This window comes from Planococcus sp. CAU13, from assembly GCF_000775575.1.
Classification (GTDB): domain Bacteria; phylum Bacillota; class Bacilli; order Bacillales_A; family Planococcaceae; genus Planococcus.
The window spans coordinates 19,779-33,546 of record NZ_JRGN01000267.1; the positions used below are offsets into that span (position 1 = coordinate 19,779).

Below are 13,768 nucleotides of genomic sequence, written 5' to 3' on the forward strand. Positions count from 1 at the left end.
TCTAGCTGTAAACTTCATTTCTTTCTTCACAGTAATATTACATTTATATAACAAAACATCTTTTTTGTGTGTCAATTTACCCGGAAAACCTAAAATATGCTTAAAAACAAAAATGGCCCGCTATAGTAAGCGGACCATTTGCACCATTCGATTTATTTAATTTTCGAGCCATTCGGCAGCTGCTCGGCCACTGCAGCCAATGTCAGGAAGCCATCTTTTTCTCCCGCCAGAATCATGCCCTGTGACAATTCCCCGCGCAATTTGACCGGTTTCAGGTTGGCCACGACGACCACTTTTCTGCCGACCAGTTCTTCCGGTTTGTAATGCTCGGCGATGCCTGACACTACCTGCCGTTGCTCATAACCCATGTCTAGCTGCAATTTCAGCAGTTTCGATGTTTTCGGAACAGGCTCACAGGCAGTTACCGTTGCTGCGCGAAGATCGACTTTCGTGAAATCGTCGATTGTGATTTCCGGTACATCCGGCACTTCTTCCACTGTCTCTTCTTCCGGTTCTGCAGCCATGCCTCCGCGCATTTGATCGCGGATGTAGGCCACTTCCGGTTCGATTTCAAGACGCGGGAAAATCGGTGTGCCTTTTGCCGCAACTTTAGTGCCGGCCGGAATTTTGCCGAAGCTGTCTAAAGTTTCCCAGGCCAGATACTCTTCCGTCAGGCCAAGCTGCTCAATGATCTGTTTCGGTGCATTCGGAAGGAACGGCTGCAGCATAACCGCTGTCATACGCAAACTTTCCGCCAGATGGGCCATGACAGAAGCCAGCTGATCTTTCAGCGCTTCGTCTTTTGCCAGTACCCATGGCTGTGTCTCATCGATATATTTATTCGTTCTGGAAATCAGCGCCCACACTTCACTCAATACCATGCTGAACTGCATTTTCTCCATGTGCTTCTCGTAGACTTCGACTGTCTGTTTCGCAACCTGCTGAAGGGTTGCATCAAATTCCGTTTTCTCACCGTCAATGATCGGTACATTGCCGTCAAAGTATTTATTGATCATCGAAACGGTCCGGTTCAATAGATTCCCGAGGTCATTGGCCAGATCGTAATTCGTCCGTTCGATAAACGCTTCCGGAGAAAATACGCCATCAGAACCGAATGGCAGTTCACGCAACAGGAAATAACGCGTTGCATCAAGGCCATAGCGCTCAACCAGCATTTCCGGATACACGACGTTGCCTTTCGATTTCGACATTTTGCCGTCTTTCATCATGATGAAGCCATGTGCGAAAACTTTTTTCGGCAACGGCAGATCAAGCGCCATCAGGAAAATCGGCCAGTAGATTGTATGGAAACGAACGATGTCCTTGCCGACCACATGGACATCCGCCGGCCAGTATTTATTGAACAGCGAATCGTCGTCGGAACCATATCCGAGTGACGTAATATAATTCGACAGGGCATCGACCCATACGTAGATGACATGCTTCGGATCGCCCGGCACCGGAATCCCCCAGTCAAACGACGTACGGGAAACCGAAAGATCCTCGAGCCCTGGCTTGATGAAGTTATTGATCATCTCGTTTTTACGTGATTCCGGTTCGATGAATTCAACGTTATTCTCGTAATACTCAAGAAGGCGCGCTGCATATTTCTTCATATTAAAGAAATACGACTCTTCTTTCACTTTATGGACAGGACGGCCGCAATCCGGGCAATTGCCGTTTTCCAGCTGGCCTTCCGTATAAAATGATTCACAGGGTGTGCAGTACCAGCCTTCGTAATGGCCTTTATAGATGTCGCCATTATCGAGGAATTTCTGGAAAATCTTTTCGACGCCTTCTTTATGGCGGTTTTCAGTCGTACGAATAAAATCGTCGTAGCTGATATCCATTGTCTGCCAGACGCTTTTTGCCGCTTCAGCCATTTCATCGACAAACACTTGCGGAGCTAGTCCCGTTTCCTGTGCTTTTTCCTCGATTTTCTGGCCGTGCTCATCCATGCCCGTCAAAAAGCGGACATCAAAGCCGCGCAGGCGCTTATAACGGGCCATCGAATCAGAGGCGACCGTCGTATATGCGGTTCCAATATGGAATTTTCCGCTTGGATAGTAAATTGGTGTTGTTAAATAGAATGTTTCTTTGTTAGCAGTCACGAAAAATTCCTCCAGTTTGTGTGTATAAGATTTATTTTAACGAAGTCCGCAATTTTGTACAATCTTTCAATCTTGCGCGTCACTAGGGATTTTTTGTAAAAATATTATTCATATATTATTGTATAATTTTTACATTTATCAAAATCTTTTGAATCCAATGCCTTTTATTTTATTTCGAGCTCCAAAATATACCACAAATTATGGAATTTCATTATATATCCGATAGTTTTTTATTGACCTTCATCCCAAGAATTGGTATGCTTTATGACAGGAAGTGGTAATTGTCGAATTTTGACGAATACATTTAAAAATTTCAAGGGGGACGGATTTATGAAATCAACAGGTATCGTACGTAAAGTCGATGAATTGGGCCGTGTCGTTATTCCAATCGAATTGCGCCGCACACTTGGCATCGCAGAAAAAGACGCTTTGGAGATTTATGTTGATGATGACAAAATCATTTTGAAGAAATATATGCCGAACATGACTTGCGCAGTAACAGGCGAAGTTTCGGACGACAACATGAAACTTGTCGGAGGCAAATTGGTCTTGAGTTCTGAAGGCGCAGAAATGCTGATGAAAGAAATTCAAAACAATTTGAAGAAATAATCACTATAAAAACCGGACGCTATCTGCGATCCGGTTTTTTTTATTGCTTCACATATGATACGCCTGGTAAACCTCTCGTTTTGACAATTTACGGTCCAGAGACACCTGTTTGATCGCTTCTTTTGATGGCAGACCTTCCCGCTCCATCAGCGCATTGACATGTTCTTCAATTGAAAGGGATTCCCACCAATTTGTAGTTTCCACAGGATCCGGTGCGGCATTTCCTTCCAGTACCAGGCAGAATTCCCCGCGCACTTCATTGGCGTCCGCCCATTCCACCGCTTGTTCCACAGTCCCTCTCAAAAACTCCTCAAACTTTTTCGTCACTTCACGTGCCAGGACAATCTGCCGCTCACCACCGAAACTCTTCTGGATGCTCTTCAGGCATTCCTTTAATCGATGCGGTGCTTCGTAGAAAATCAGTGTTTCCCGGTTTTGGCTCAATAATTCGAGTTCGGCCTGCCGCTCTTTTTTGCTGCGCGACAAGAAGCCGTAGAACTGAAAAGGCTGCGGTGCAATGCCGGATGCGATAAGCGCGCTGAGTGCCGCGTTGGCGCCTGGAATCGGCACAACCGGAAAACCGGCTTCGATGGCGCGCTTCACAATATCTTCGCCCGGATCGGAAATGCATGGCATTCCCGCATCGCTGACAAGTGCCACCGATTTGCCTTCTTCCATATAAGAAAGAATTTTGTATCCGCCGCTTTCCTGATTATGCTCATGATAGCTGACGAGCTTTGTCTGAATATCAAAGTAATTGCAAAGTTTTTTGGTATTTCTGGTATCTTCCGCTGCGATGATATCAGCTTCCTTTAATATTCGCAGTGCACGCACTGTCATATCTTCAAGGTTGCCGATCGGCGTAGCCACAAGATATAAAGTCGCTTTCGTTTCCTGGAAACTCTTCTGGGATTTCATTGGCCCTTCTCCTTCCCTCCAGCAATATAACGGATTTTCTTCGTTTTCGTTAATTGCTTGAAGGCGTATTCCGCCTTCATCGCTTCAGGCTTCGTGTCAAATTCCTCGTAATGGATCATCTGCACCGGCCCTCTCGCACGTGTATATTTCGCGCCTTTGCCGGCATTATGTGCCTCCAGCCGTTTCTGCAGGTCATTCGTATAACCTGCGTAATAGGAATTGTCGGCACATTCCAGCACATAGAAATAATGGCTAGTTGTCTCCATAAAGCATTTCCCGCACTTCTTCCGTGTATTCACCGTCAGCCCCGTAGACGATCAGCGGCGGCAGGATTTTCAGGTCCGGTTTGCCGTCTTTTGTGCCTTCTATCAATAACGTATTCGCTTCTTTCCCTGCTTTCGGATACACGAGACGGACGCGTTTCGGCTCCAACCGATTGGCGCGCATCGTCGTAATCAAATCGATCAGCCGGCCCGACCGGTGCACAAACGCCGCTTTGCCGCCCTGTTTCAATAACTGGCTCGCAGACCGCACGGCTTCATCCAGTGTCAGGTGCAGCTCGTGGCGGGCGATCGCCATATGCTCACTGATATTTTTATCACTCATATTATCCGCCGGGAAATAAGGCGGATTGCATGTCACCGCATCATATTTCTCGAATCCGAGCGTTTCAGGAATCGACTTCACGTCGCCTTCCAGTATACTGATCTGCGCTTCCAGCCCGTTATAAGCCACACTGCGCTGAGCCATATGGACAAGGCGTTCCTGCAGCTCAACCCCAATGATCTGCGACTCGGTGCGCGCGCTTAAAAACAGCGGAATCGCGCCGTTTCCTGTGCAAAGATCCACAATCTTCCCGCGCTTCAGCGGCACATAAGCGAACCGTGCCAATAAAACCGCATCCAGTGAAAACGAAAACACTGAAGGACTTTGGATAATCCGCAAATCCTCCGCCAATAAATAGTCCAGCCGTTCATCATCCAACAGCATTCAATTCAACTCCTTTAACTTAAGAAAAGCGCAAGCGCCCGTTTAGCTCCGACAGGCATAAGACAAACCAGCGGAGTGACGTTCCGCCACGCAGCTGGATTGACTTATGTCCCGAAGAACTGGGTGCTGGAGTCTGGACACCACAACACCTTTCTTAAGAACCTTCAGATTAGAAAAGCCATAAGCTCTTAACTTCAAAACAAAAAACTGCCGCCACACGAAGTGGCGGCAGCTTTTGTTGAAATACACCGGCATATGCCGTCAGTTCTGCTTGTTTAAAAACGACAGGCAGAACAGGCAATCATCGCCTTTTCGGGAACTGCCGAAATGTACATGGCAGACATGATAGCCTTCATGATAGAGGCGGGCCAGATTGTCATAGCCTTCACCGATATCCATGGCTGCCCGTTCAATTTTTACAGGATCCACAGCCGCCGCAGCTTCCGGAACCGATTCATGAAGTTCATCGAGCCGCGCACGCAGATGATGATTTTCAAGCTGCAGCGCATGATGTTCTTCCATCGTATGCGCCACCACTGCTTTCAGTTCGCGGAATTGCTGCTGCATCGATTCGAGCTGCTGCTCAAAATCCATGACCGTGTCCAAAAAGTTCTTATCTTTCACACAAACCACCTCACGCTCTCGTTCCTTGGTCCATTATCTCACTTAATGAGTATTCAAGTGTCTGTTCCTGCTCAGAAAGTCGAATTTTCAACACGCGTTCCAGGATATTCATCCCGACTACACGCCCTTCGCCGTCCGGAGTCGCTACCCGGCTGCCAATATCCGGCATTTCTTTCTTAGCCTGCTCGTATTCGTCGTTCTCATATTTAAGGCAGCACATCAAACGTCCGCATAATCCCGAAATTTTTGAAGGATTCAATGACAGATTCTGATCTTTCGCCATTTTGATCGAAACTGGTTCAAAATCGCCGAGGAATGTCGAACAGCAGAGCATGCGTCCACAAGGTCCAATGCCGCCAAGCATCTTCGCTTCGTCCCTTACACCAATCTGGCGAAGTTCAATGCGCGTACGGAAAATTGACGCCAGATCCTTTACCAGGTTCCGGAAATCGACGCGCCCTTCCGCCGTGAAGTAAAAAATCACTTTATTGCGGTCGAATGTATATTCGACATCCACGAGTTTCATATCGAGACGGTGCTCTTCGATTTTGCCCGTACCTGTTTCAAATGCCTGCTGTGCCTGCTGGCGGTTCTCTTCCACCTGTTCCCGGTCACGCTCACTGGCTACACGAACAACTTGTTTAAGCGGCAATACAACATCGTTTTCACCGACCGTCTTGACCGGCACAACCACTTTCCCATATTCAACACCGCGTGCTGTTTCCACAATGACATAATCGTCTTTTTCAATCGGAAATTCTCCCGGATCGAAATAATATATTTTACCCGCTTTTTTAAAGCGGACACCTATGACTTTATACAATTTTTACCCCTCCCGCAGATTCAGCATTAATTGCTCCATCAGCAGCGTTCGGTTCATATTGCGAGGCAATTGCTGTTTGGCCTGTAAAATGGCCTGCAGCTGCGTTGACAACACAGTAAAAGAACGCTGAAGAGCCATCTGCTTCCAAGTTTCTTCCATGTCTGGATACGTTCTTGCTGCCTCGAGTCCTGCCTTTACCGAAGCAATGTCCCGATAAGCAAATAATAACATGTCCAGGCCTCTTTCGGTATCTTCTTTTTCCTTGAACAACGGAAGCCAGTCCGACTGCAGCATCAAAAGTGCCTCATGGACATTGTGGCTGACCGTTTCCACGAGCTTTAAAACTGTTTTTCTTGCCTGCGGAAATTGTTCGTCTTTACTCAATTCCCACGCTTCTTCTTCACTTTGTGTCAGCATGCTGACTGTTGCCGCCATTGAAATTGTCATGCCTCCTGCAATCAGTTTCTCCATCAGGACAGGACGCGACAGAGGCTGAAATGATATGAGCTGACAGCGGGACCGGATCGTACTCATCAGGGCATTCAGGCGTTCCGTCTGGAGAATGGCGGTAACATTAAATTCCGGTTCCTCCAAAAATTTCAGCAAAGCATTTGCGGAAGCATTATTCATCCGGTCCGCTTCCTGAATGACGTAAATCTTGCGCCCTGTATTCAGGCCGGTTTTATTCATGCGGTAAATCAGTTCACGGATCTGGTCGATTTTGATATTTTGGCCATCCGGCTCAACAAAAACAATATTTGGATGATTTCCTGAATCGTATAAATGGCAGCTTCTGCATGTTCCACATGGAACATTCTGCTTCGGCGTTTCGCACAGCAGCAGCTTTACAAAAAAATGCGTCACTTCTTTGATGCCGGAACCGGCGGGCCCTTCAAAAAGGTAAGCATGTGCCAGCCGCTCTTTTTCAAAAGCCCCCTGCAGCCTCTTCATCACAATGGGCTGCATCTGCCCGAATTCTTCGCTCGTCATCTGCACTTTCACACCTGCCCCTTCCTTAAAAAAATCCCGTGTTCCAAGGGAGCACGGGGGTCATGTATTTTATCGTTCGACACTGCTTAAAAATGATGGAACTGCTCGATTGGCAATACGAAAATCGTGGCGCCGCCCACTTCCACTTCCACAGGATAGGGAATATACGAATCCGCATTTCCACCCATCGGTGAAACAGGTGCTACCATCTGTTCGCGCGAACGGCAGTTTTCACGGATCAAATCCAGTAATTTAGGAACGAGGCCGTCTTCCACCCCGATTAAAAAAGTCGTATTTCCTGAGCGCAAAAACCCTCCTGTACTGGCAAGCTTGGTAGCCCGGAAATCATTTTTTGTCAAAGCATTGGATAAACGGTTACTGTCTTGATCCTGTACAACTGCAACGACGAGTTTCATCAGCACTCACTCCTTTTTTTGTCTTCCTTCTATATAAGTATAACATGAACCCGGATGGGCACAGTATAACTTTTGCACCTCCTGCCGAAATTCCTCACTTTCTGACCTGCCAAAAGAAAAAGCAGCCGACCTTTGTTCCAGTCAGCTGTTTTCCTGTTGTTCCTGTATATATCTCATCAGAATTTTAAAAGCGTCTTCAAAGACCTCTTCCACACCATTTTGGGCATTGACCAATTGCATCCGGTCCGGATTTTCGCTTAAAAGGAGCAGATAGCCCTGTCTGACTTTATAATGGAAATTAACGGATTCCTCATCCAGCCGGTTAATTTCACGATTGCTGTCCTTGTTGATCCGCCCCAAACCGGTTTCCGGATTTACATCGAAGTACAAAGTCAAGTCAGGCATGTAGTCACCGATGGCAAACTTGTTGATGGAGAAAACCTTTTCCATACCAAGGCCTCTTGCATATCCCTGATAGGCCAGACTGCTGTCTATATAGCGGTCGCATAAGACAATAGTTCCGGCTTCCAAAGCGGGGATGACTTTTTCGACCAGGTGCTGTCTTCGGGCAGCCGCATACAATAGAGCCTCTGTCCGGGCATCCATCTCTGTATTGCCCCGATCAAGGATGACGGTCCTTATCTGTTCGGCGATTTCAATTCCGCCGGGTTCCCTGGTACTGATAACCGAAAAACCCTTTTCCTTTAAAGCCTCTGCCAGCAGATGGAGAATTGTCGTTTTTCCCGATCCTTCCCCGCCTTCCAAACTTATCAAATAACTCATTCCACTGATTCACCTTATTCTATAAAGTTGTTTTATCTCTTATCTCCCAATCTCCATCTACTATACAGGAAATCAATAAAACTTTATAGCGTCCATTTGAAACAGCGGGGCAAAGGACAGACATTTATGCGTTGGTTTCAGTTGCCCCGCTGGTCCGGTGGAATAATTCCATCTGACTGTCAACCGCCGCTTCTTTTTCCTTTCGGGAAACATAGTCGTAGTTTCCTTCAGCATCCTGCTCACGGGCTTTGACATTGTCAGCCAAATACAAAGCGAGGATATCCGTTATCTGCTTTTTGACTTTGTCGTCAATAATGGGAAACAGGATCTCGATCCGGTCTTCCATATTGCGTGTCATCATGTCCGCTGAAGACAAAAAGACCTGTTTCTGGCCATTATGATGAAAATAATAGATCCTGCTGTGCTCCAGCAGCCGGCCTACGATGCTTCTCACATGAATCGTCTCGCTTACTCCTTCTATTCCTGGCCGCAAACAACAAATTCCCCGGACGATCAAGTCGATTTTCACTCCGGCCTGTGAAGCTTCATAGAATCTTCTGATGATTGCTTTATCAGTCAATGAATTCATTTTAGCAATAATGTGGCCGTTGCCGTGCTTTTTGTGAAAATCAATTTCGGAGTCGATCATCTGGAGGAAATCATTACGGATGCTGAAAGGCGCTACAGATAAATAATGGAATGCCGGCTTTTCGGTATAACCACTCAAGTAATTAAAAAAGTTGGTGGCATCGATGCCGAATTTCCTCTTTGAAGTGAACAAACTCATGTCTGTATAGATTCTCGCTGTCTGGTCATTATAATTGCCGGTCCCGAGGTGAACAAAGCGTTCAATCCGATTGGCTTTCTGCCTGACGACAAGTGTAATTTTACTGTGGGTTTTCAAATGGGTGATGCCATAAATGACATGGCATCCCGCTTTTTCCAGTTCCTTTGCCCACTGCACATTATTTTCCTCATCAAACCGTGCTTTCAATTCCACCAGCACAGTGACTTGCTTTCCATTTTCAGCCGCCCTTTTCAATGCTTTAATCACCGGAGAATCTCCACTCACCCGGTAGAGAGTCTGTTTGATCGCTAACACATCATCGTCATCCGCTGCTTCTGAGATGAAATTTACAACCGGTTCAAAAGAATCATAAGGATGATGCAGAAAGACATCCTGACGGGCCACTTTCTCAAAAATTTCCTTGCCTGACTTCATGCTGTCCGGCAATTGGAGAATATTTCCTTCATAAACTAAATGTTCATTGTCCCTGGCTGCCTTTTTGTAAAAATCGAATAATAACGTTAAATCCAGAAAGCCGTCAATTATATAGACATCTTTTTTATGGATTTCCAGTTCCTCGGTCAAATAATCCAATATGTCCGGATCAAAGTCCGGCGCTTGGATTTCCAGCCGGACTGCAGCTCCCCATTTGCGCTTTTTCAGTTCTTCTTCGATTTCCTCCAATAAATCCCGGGCGCCTTCCTCATGAATAGTCATATCCGCATTGCGTGTAATACGGAAAACAGAGACCGACGTCACTCGGAAACCCTGGAACATCTTGTGTATAAAAAGCTTGATGATATCTTCCAGCATAATCACTTGGAAGCTGGACGGCTTTGCCGGCATGCGGATAAAACGATCCAGAACCGCCGGAACCTGGACAATCGCAGTATGCCTTTCTTTCTCATCGTTTTCGAGTACAACAGCCAAATTGATGCTTTTGTTCAGCAGCATCGGAAACGGGCGGTAAGCATCAATGGCCATCGGCGTCAAAACAGGAAAAATGCGCTCATCGAAATAAGCTTCGGCAAACGCCAGCTGTTCTTTTTGCAATTCTTCAACTTTAAGAATTTCCACCTGTTCCTTTTGCAGCTTCGGAAGCAAAACGTCCTGCAGGGTCTGATACTGCAAATCGACCAAATGATGGGTCATTTCCCCGATTTCGCTCAGCTGCTGCTTCGGGGTCATTCCCGCTTTATTTTCACGTTTGGTAAAACCGACCTTGACCTGATCTTTTAAACCAGCCACCCGAACCATAAAAAATTCATCCAGATTGGAGCTGAATATAGCTAGGAATTTCAGCCTTTCCAATAGCGGGTTGCGCTGGTCAAGCGCTTCCCGGAGCACTCTTTCATTAAATGCAAGCCAGCTGAGTTCACGGTTATTGTAATAAGAGAAATCGTCAATTTCTATCTCTGTCTTCTTTTTCGCACTCACGGTAGACGCCACCCTTTTATACATAATATCTCACGTTAATCTTACCATCGCCCATTCGGCAAATTATTAAGGTAATGTATGATTTCTATGAATTATTTGTAAAATTGGATATGGATCGTTTTCTTCAATTGTTTTTCCAGATGTTTTTTCTGTTTTTCCGCCTGGTATTGTTCAGGTTTCCAATCTTTCCGGCTCTGGATAAAGAAAACCAGCTCTTCCCCGTTTTTCTCCAAATGGATTTTCTCCACAATATCCCTTTTTGTCGCATTTAAACAGTAAGCCAGTTTTATGATTGCTCCAAGCAGGCTGTATCTATTCAATTCTTCTTTGGTAAACCATTCCTCGAATGGCGCTGCATTGCGTTTGAACGCTGCTTTATTCTTGAAGGAGGCAATCAGCGCGATGATCACCCGTTCTTTATGCAGCAAGCCATCGATTGTCCGGTTGCACAACAAGTAAAACGTGTGTTGATTGCTTGACTCTGCATCGATATAACTTCCCAGATTGTATAAAGTGCCGCTCACTTTAATACGTTCATAATCTTCTTTGAGCGATGCCAGTCCCGCCTCCTCCAATTTTTGTGCAATCATCAAGGCACTGCCGGCCACGTGAAAGGCGTGAGTCAGATCAATATCAAAATCAGCTGCCAGTTCCTGGAAACTTTCTTCAAGGATATCCGGGAGAATGGACAACTCGAATTCCTTCCTCATTTCTTCGTAGAAAACCCCTTCTCTCAAACCTTTTCGGCTGAGAGCGAATTCTTCTGTGCCGATGACCTCCATCAAAAAGCCGAAAACTTCAACAGCTGGTATAATGATATCCGCCCGATCCTTTGACAAGCCTTCAATACGCTGCATCTCCGAGAAATTGAAAGATTGCATCCTTCCATTCATCTCTGAGATATCCTGCTTGCTCATGACATATTGATGCACACCCGATAATGGATATTCCACATATTCCTGATGGATTTGAGCAACGTTCCTGGCGCTGCCCCCAATGCCAATCAACGGCAGCCTCTTATCCGACAGCCACTCCAACTCCGCAAACTGACTTGCCAAAAAAGACCTCAATGCTTCTATCTCCGCTTGCGTAGGCATGTTACCTTCGACAAAGTTCCTTTTTAAAGATAATGCACCAAAAGGAAAGCTGTGGTAATGGATCAGTTGCCGGTCTCTGAATAAGGTAAGCTCTGTACTGCCTCCGCCAATATCGATGGTTATGCCGTCAGTATAGGGCATAGAGTTGACCACCGCTAAATAGCCATAATTAGCTTCTTCAAACTCCGATAGGATGCGCATCGTATAATCCGTTTCTGTTTGGACTTTATCAATGATGGCCTGTTGGTTTTTTGCTTGCCGGATAGCTGCCGTCGCTACACATTTAATGTCTTTTAACCGGTGATGGCGTGTCACTTCCTGAAAACTTAGAAGCGTATCAATCAGCACCTTGATCCCTTTATCTTCCAGGATACCTTCTTCCGACAAATAATTCCGGAGTCTGGCCACTACTTTTATATTGTCACTTTCAGTAAACTGTCCGTTTTTTCCCTTGGTATAAATAACCAAGCGGATGGTATTAGAACCAATATCGATAATTCCATACTTTTCCTGCTCCATCATCAACGCCCCGCAATCCATCCAATTTAATATAATTTTATCCGTCAATTTCCATACTTTTGATCTTTCAGCTTTCCTCATCCTGCCGAAGCACCAATAACTGCCTTCTGTCCAAACGGTGCTCTCCTTGAATTTGTACTGCTGATGCCAAATAATTCATCAATTCCTCCAGTTTTGCAGTTGTCCACTTCTCACCGGCTATGATCAGTGGAATACCAGGCGGATAAGGGATTACCGTACCTGCCGCTATACGTCCAATCGCCCTGGTATATGGAATCCATTCATAGTCAGCCAGATCAATTTCCTCGAACGATAATTCGGGAACACTGATTTCATCCGGTACCTGTATTTGAAAAGATGCCATCTCACTGCTTTCTTCTCTTACTGAGCGTACTGCATCTTTTATCCGGCTTCGAGCTTCTGCAAAAGGATAAGTATGCCCCTGCTTGAGTAACGGCAGAATCAGCAGCACCTGGTAAGAATCGGCCATCTCTGCATACAGGCCTGTTTGCTCCAGTTTCCTTATAAACTGAAAGCCACTGCGATTCTCTACCCGCAAGAGCAATTTGAGCGAATCGTCCGATTCAAAAACCGTCAGATGTGGGATTGTCCGTAAACTGCTGATAAAGTCAGCACGCTTTTGCAAAAAGTTACGGAGATCCGACTGTGAATAACTCCGGATAAATGAACGGGCATCGTCCAGAGAAGCCAACAGTAAATAAGAAGGGCTGCTCGACTGGAACATTCGAAGGTATTTCTCCACCTTCTTTTCACTCACCCGGGTTCCCTGAAGATGCAAAAAAGAACCCATAGTCATAGCCGGCAGAGTCTTATGCGCAGACTGTACCACTGCATCCGCTCCCAATGCCAGCGAAGAAACAGGAAATGGCGTGCCCGCCTGAAAATGTGCTCCATGCGCTTCGTCCACTAGAACAGCCAGTCCCTTGCGGTGGCAAAACTGGATTATGTCCGCCAATTCTTCTGAAACCATACCGTAATAACTCGGATAAGTCAGCACCAGCGCTTTTGCATTGGGATAATTCCCAACAGCTGCTTGTATCGCCTGCAGCGAAAGGGAAATCACTGTCAGCGAATCATCATCCCATTGGGGGGAAATATAGATCGGCTGCACTTTGGCAAGTTCCAAAGCATGAAAAATGGATTTATGTGAATTGCGCTGGACAATCACCTGATCCCCTTCCTTGCACACAGCATGGATCATCGCCAGATTGCCTACCGTCGAACCATTCACCAGCAAAAAACTTCGATCCGCCGCGTATGCTTCCGCCAGAAGGATTTGTGCTTCTTCAATTGCTTCCTGCGGAAAATGAAGATCGTCCAAACCTGTCAATTCTGTTAAGTCATAAGACAATACCGCAGCCATTCCTGCCGGCAGGTTTGATAAGAGTCCATTCTTATGGCCCGGTACATGGAATGAAATCGGGTCCTGTTTTTGAAAATCCGATAAGGCACTTACAATAGGGCGGCGTTCCAGCATAATTTTTCATCCTCACTTTATTAATTGTTTTCATTATACCCATTCCCGCGTAAAAATAATGCCCCATCAGCTGCACCCGGTGCATTGGATTTTCACATTTATGTCTTTATAAAATGGGCAACAGAAAAAAAGCCGTTACCGCAGATGCGGTAACGACCTTTCGTGT

13 protein-coding genes are annotated in these 13,768 nt (G+C 46.0%); 1 reads left to right on the forward strand and 12 read right to left on the reverse strand.

Annotated features, from left to right (window positions below; genetic code table 11):
* Nucleotides 1–152: 152 nt before the first annotated feature.
* Complete coding sequence (gene metG / locus KW93_RS12775; protein WP_033543415.1) at nt 153–2,111, reverse strand: methionine--tRNA ligase; 1,959 nt, start codon at nt 2,109–2,111, stop codon at nt 153–155.
* A gap of 330 nt (nt 2,112–2,441) precedes the next feature.
* Between metG and KW93_RS12780 the strand changes: the two genes are divergently transcribed.
* The gene (locus tag KW93_RS12780) at nt 2,442–2,720 is read left to right on the forward strand and encodes an AbrB/MazE/SpoVT family DNA-binding domain-containing protein (protein ID WP_033543416.1); all 279 of its coding nucleotides are present in this window, start codon (nt 2,442–2,444) and stop codon (nt 2,718–2,720) included.
* A gap of 48 nt (nt 2,721–2,768) precedes the next feature.
* Here the strand turns inward: KW93_RS12780 and rsmI are convergent, their stop codons facing one another.
* The 11 genes from rsmI to KW93_RS12835 all read right to left on the reverse strand — a co-directional run bounded on the left by rsmI (nt 2,769) and on the right by KW93_RS12835 (nt 13,602).
* Nucleotides 2,769–3,638: a 16S rRNA (cytidine(1402)-2'-O)-methyltransferase gene (gene rsmI, locus KW93_RS12785; RefSeq protein ID WP_033543417.1), complete on the reverse strand. Its 870-nt coding sequence runs from the start codon at nt 3,636–3,638 to the stop codon at nt 2,769–2,771.
* The gene (locus KW93_RS12790; RefSeq protein ID WP_033543418.1) at nt 3,635–3,904 is read right to left on the reverse strand and encodes a GIY-YIG nuclease family protein; all 270 of its coding nucleotides are present in this window, start codon (nt 3,902–3,904) and stop codon (nt 3,635–3,637) included. The genes rsmI and KW93_RS12790 overlap by 4 nt, the downstream gene beginning before the upstream one ends.
* A complete protein-coding gene (locus tag KW93_RS12795; RefSeq protein WP_033543419.1) occupies nt 3,891–4,628 on the reverse strand; it encodes a tRNA1(Val) (adenine(37)-N6)-methyltransferase in 738 nt (245 codons plus the stop codon). Before KW93_RS12795 ends, KW93_RS12790 begins: the two co-directional genes overlap by 14 nt.
* A 261-nt stretch (nt 4,629–4,889) precedes the next feature.
* Nucleotides 4,890–5,252 carry a DNA replication initiation control protein YabA gene (gene yabA / locus KW93_RS12800; RefSeq protein ID WP_033543420.1) on the reverse strand — a complete coding sequence of 121 codons (363 nt, stop codon included), beginning with the start codon at nt 5,250–5,252 and terminating at the stop codon, nt 4,890–4,892.
* Between the two features lie 10 nt (nt 5,253–5,262).
* Nucleotides 5,263–6,075: a PSP1 domain-containing protein gene (locus tag KW93_RS12805; RefSeq protein WP_033543421.1), complete on the reverse strand. Its 813-nt coding sequence runs from the start codon at nt 6,073–6,075 to the stop codon at nt 5,263–5,265.
* Nucleotides 6,076–6,078: 3 nt separating this feature from the next.
* A complete protein-coding gene (holB, locus tag KW93_RS12810; RefSeq protein ID WP_033543427.1) occupies nt 6,079–7,071 on the reverse strand; it encodes a DNA polymerase III subunit delta' in 993 nt (330 codons plus the stop codon).
* A gap of 80 nt (nt 7,072–7,151) precedes the next feature.
* Nucleotides 7,152–7,481 (reverse strand): cyclic-di-AMP receptor, encoded by a 330-nt coding sequence (locus tag KW93_RS12815; protein WP_033543422.1) that lies wholly within the window; start codon nt 7,479–7,481, stop codon nt 7,152–7,154.
* Nucleotides 7,482–7,622: 141 nt separating this feature from the next.
* A complete protein-coding gene (gene tmk, locus KW93_RS12820) occupies nt 7,623–8,264 on the reverse strand; it encodes a dTMP kinase (protein ID WP_152602458.1) in 642 nt (213 codons plus the stop codon).
* A gap of 124 nt (nt 8,265–8,388) precedes the next feature.
* On the reverse strand, nt 8,389–10,488 hold the full coding sequence (locus tag KW93_RS12825; RefSeq protein ID WP_442956625.1) for an RNA degradosome polyphosphate kinase: 2,100 nt from the start codon (nt 10,486–10,488) through the stop codon (nt 8,389–8,391).
* 92 nt (nt 10,489–10,580) lie between these two features.
* Nucleotides 10,581–12,104: an exopolyphosphatase gene (gene ppx / locus KW93_RS12830; RefSeq protein WP_033543429.1), complete on the reverse strand. Its 1,524-nt coding sequence runs from the start codon at nt 12,102–12,104 to the stop codon at nt 10,581–10,583.
* A gap of 67 nt (nt 12,105–12,171) precedes the next feature.
* Complete coding sequence (locus KW93_RS12835; protein WP_033543424.1) at nt 12,172–13,602, reverse strand: aminotransferase class I/II-fold pyridoxal phosphate-dependent enzyme; 1,431 nt, start codon at nt 13,600–13,602, stop codon at nt 12,172–12,174.
* Nucleotides 13,603–13,768: the final 166 nt, after the last annotated feature.

Bases quoted from the DNA above. Each gene is read 5' to 3' on its own strand.
- KW93_RS12780 (WP_033543416.1), top strand. From the start codon at position 2,442: ATGAAATCAACAGGTATCGTACGTAAAGTCGATGAATTGGGCCGTGTC.
- rsmI (WP_033543417.1), bottom strand. From the start codon at position 3,638: ATGAAATCCCAGAAGAGTTTCCAGGAAACGAAAGCGACTTTATATCTT.
- KW93_RS12790 (WP_033543418.1), bottom strand. From the start codon at position 3,904: ATGGAGACAACTAGCCATTATTTCTATGTGCTGGAATGTGCCGACAAT.
- KW93_RS12795 (WP_033543419.1), bottom strand. From the start codon at position 4,628: ATGCTGTTGGATGATGAACGGCTGGACTATTTATTGGCGGAGGATTTG.
- KW93_RS12815 (WP_033543422.1), bottom strand. From the start codon at position 7,481: ATGAAACTCGTCGTTGCAGTTGTACAGGATCAAGACAGTAACCGTTTA.
- tmk (WP_152602458.1), bottom strand. From the start codon at position 8,264: ATGAGTTATTTGATAAGTTTGGAAGGCGGGGAAGGATCGGGAAAAACG.
- ppx (WP_033543429.1), bottom strand. From the start codon at position 12,104: ATGGAGCAGGAAAAGTATGGAATTATCGATATTGGTTCTAATACCATC.
- KW93_RS12835 (WP_033543424.1), bottom strand. From the start codon at position 13,602: ATGCTGGAACGCCGCCCTATTGTAAGTGCCTTATCGGATTTTCAAAAA.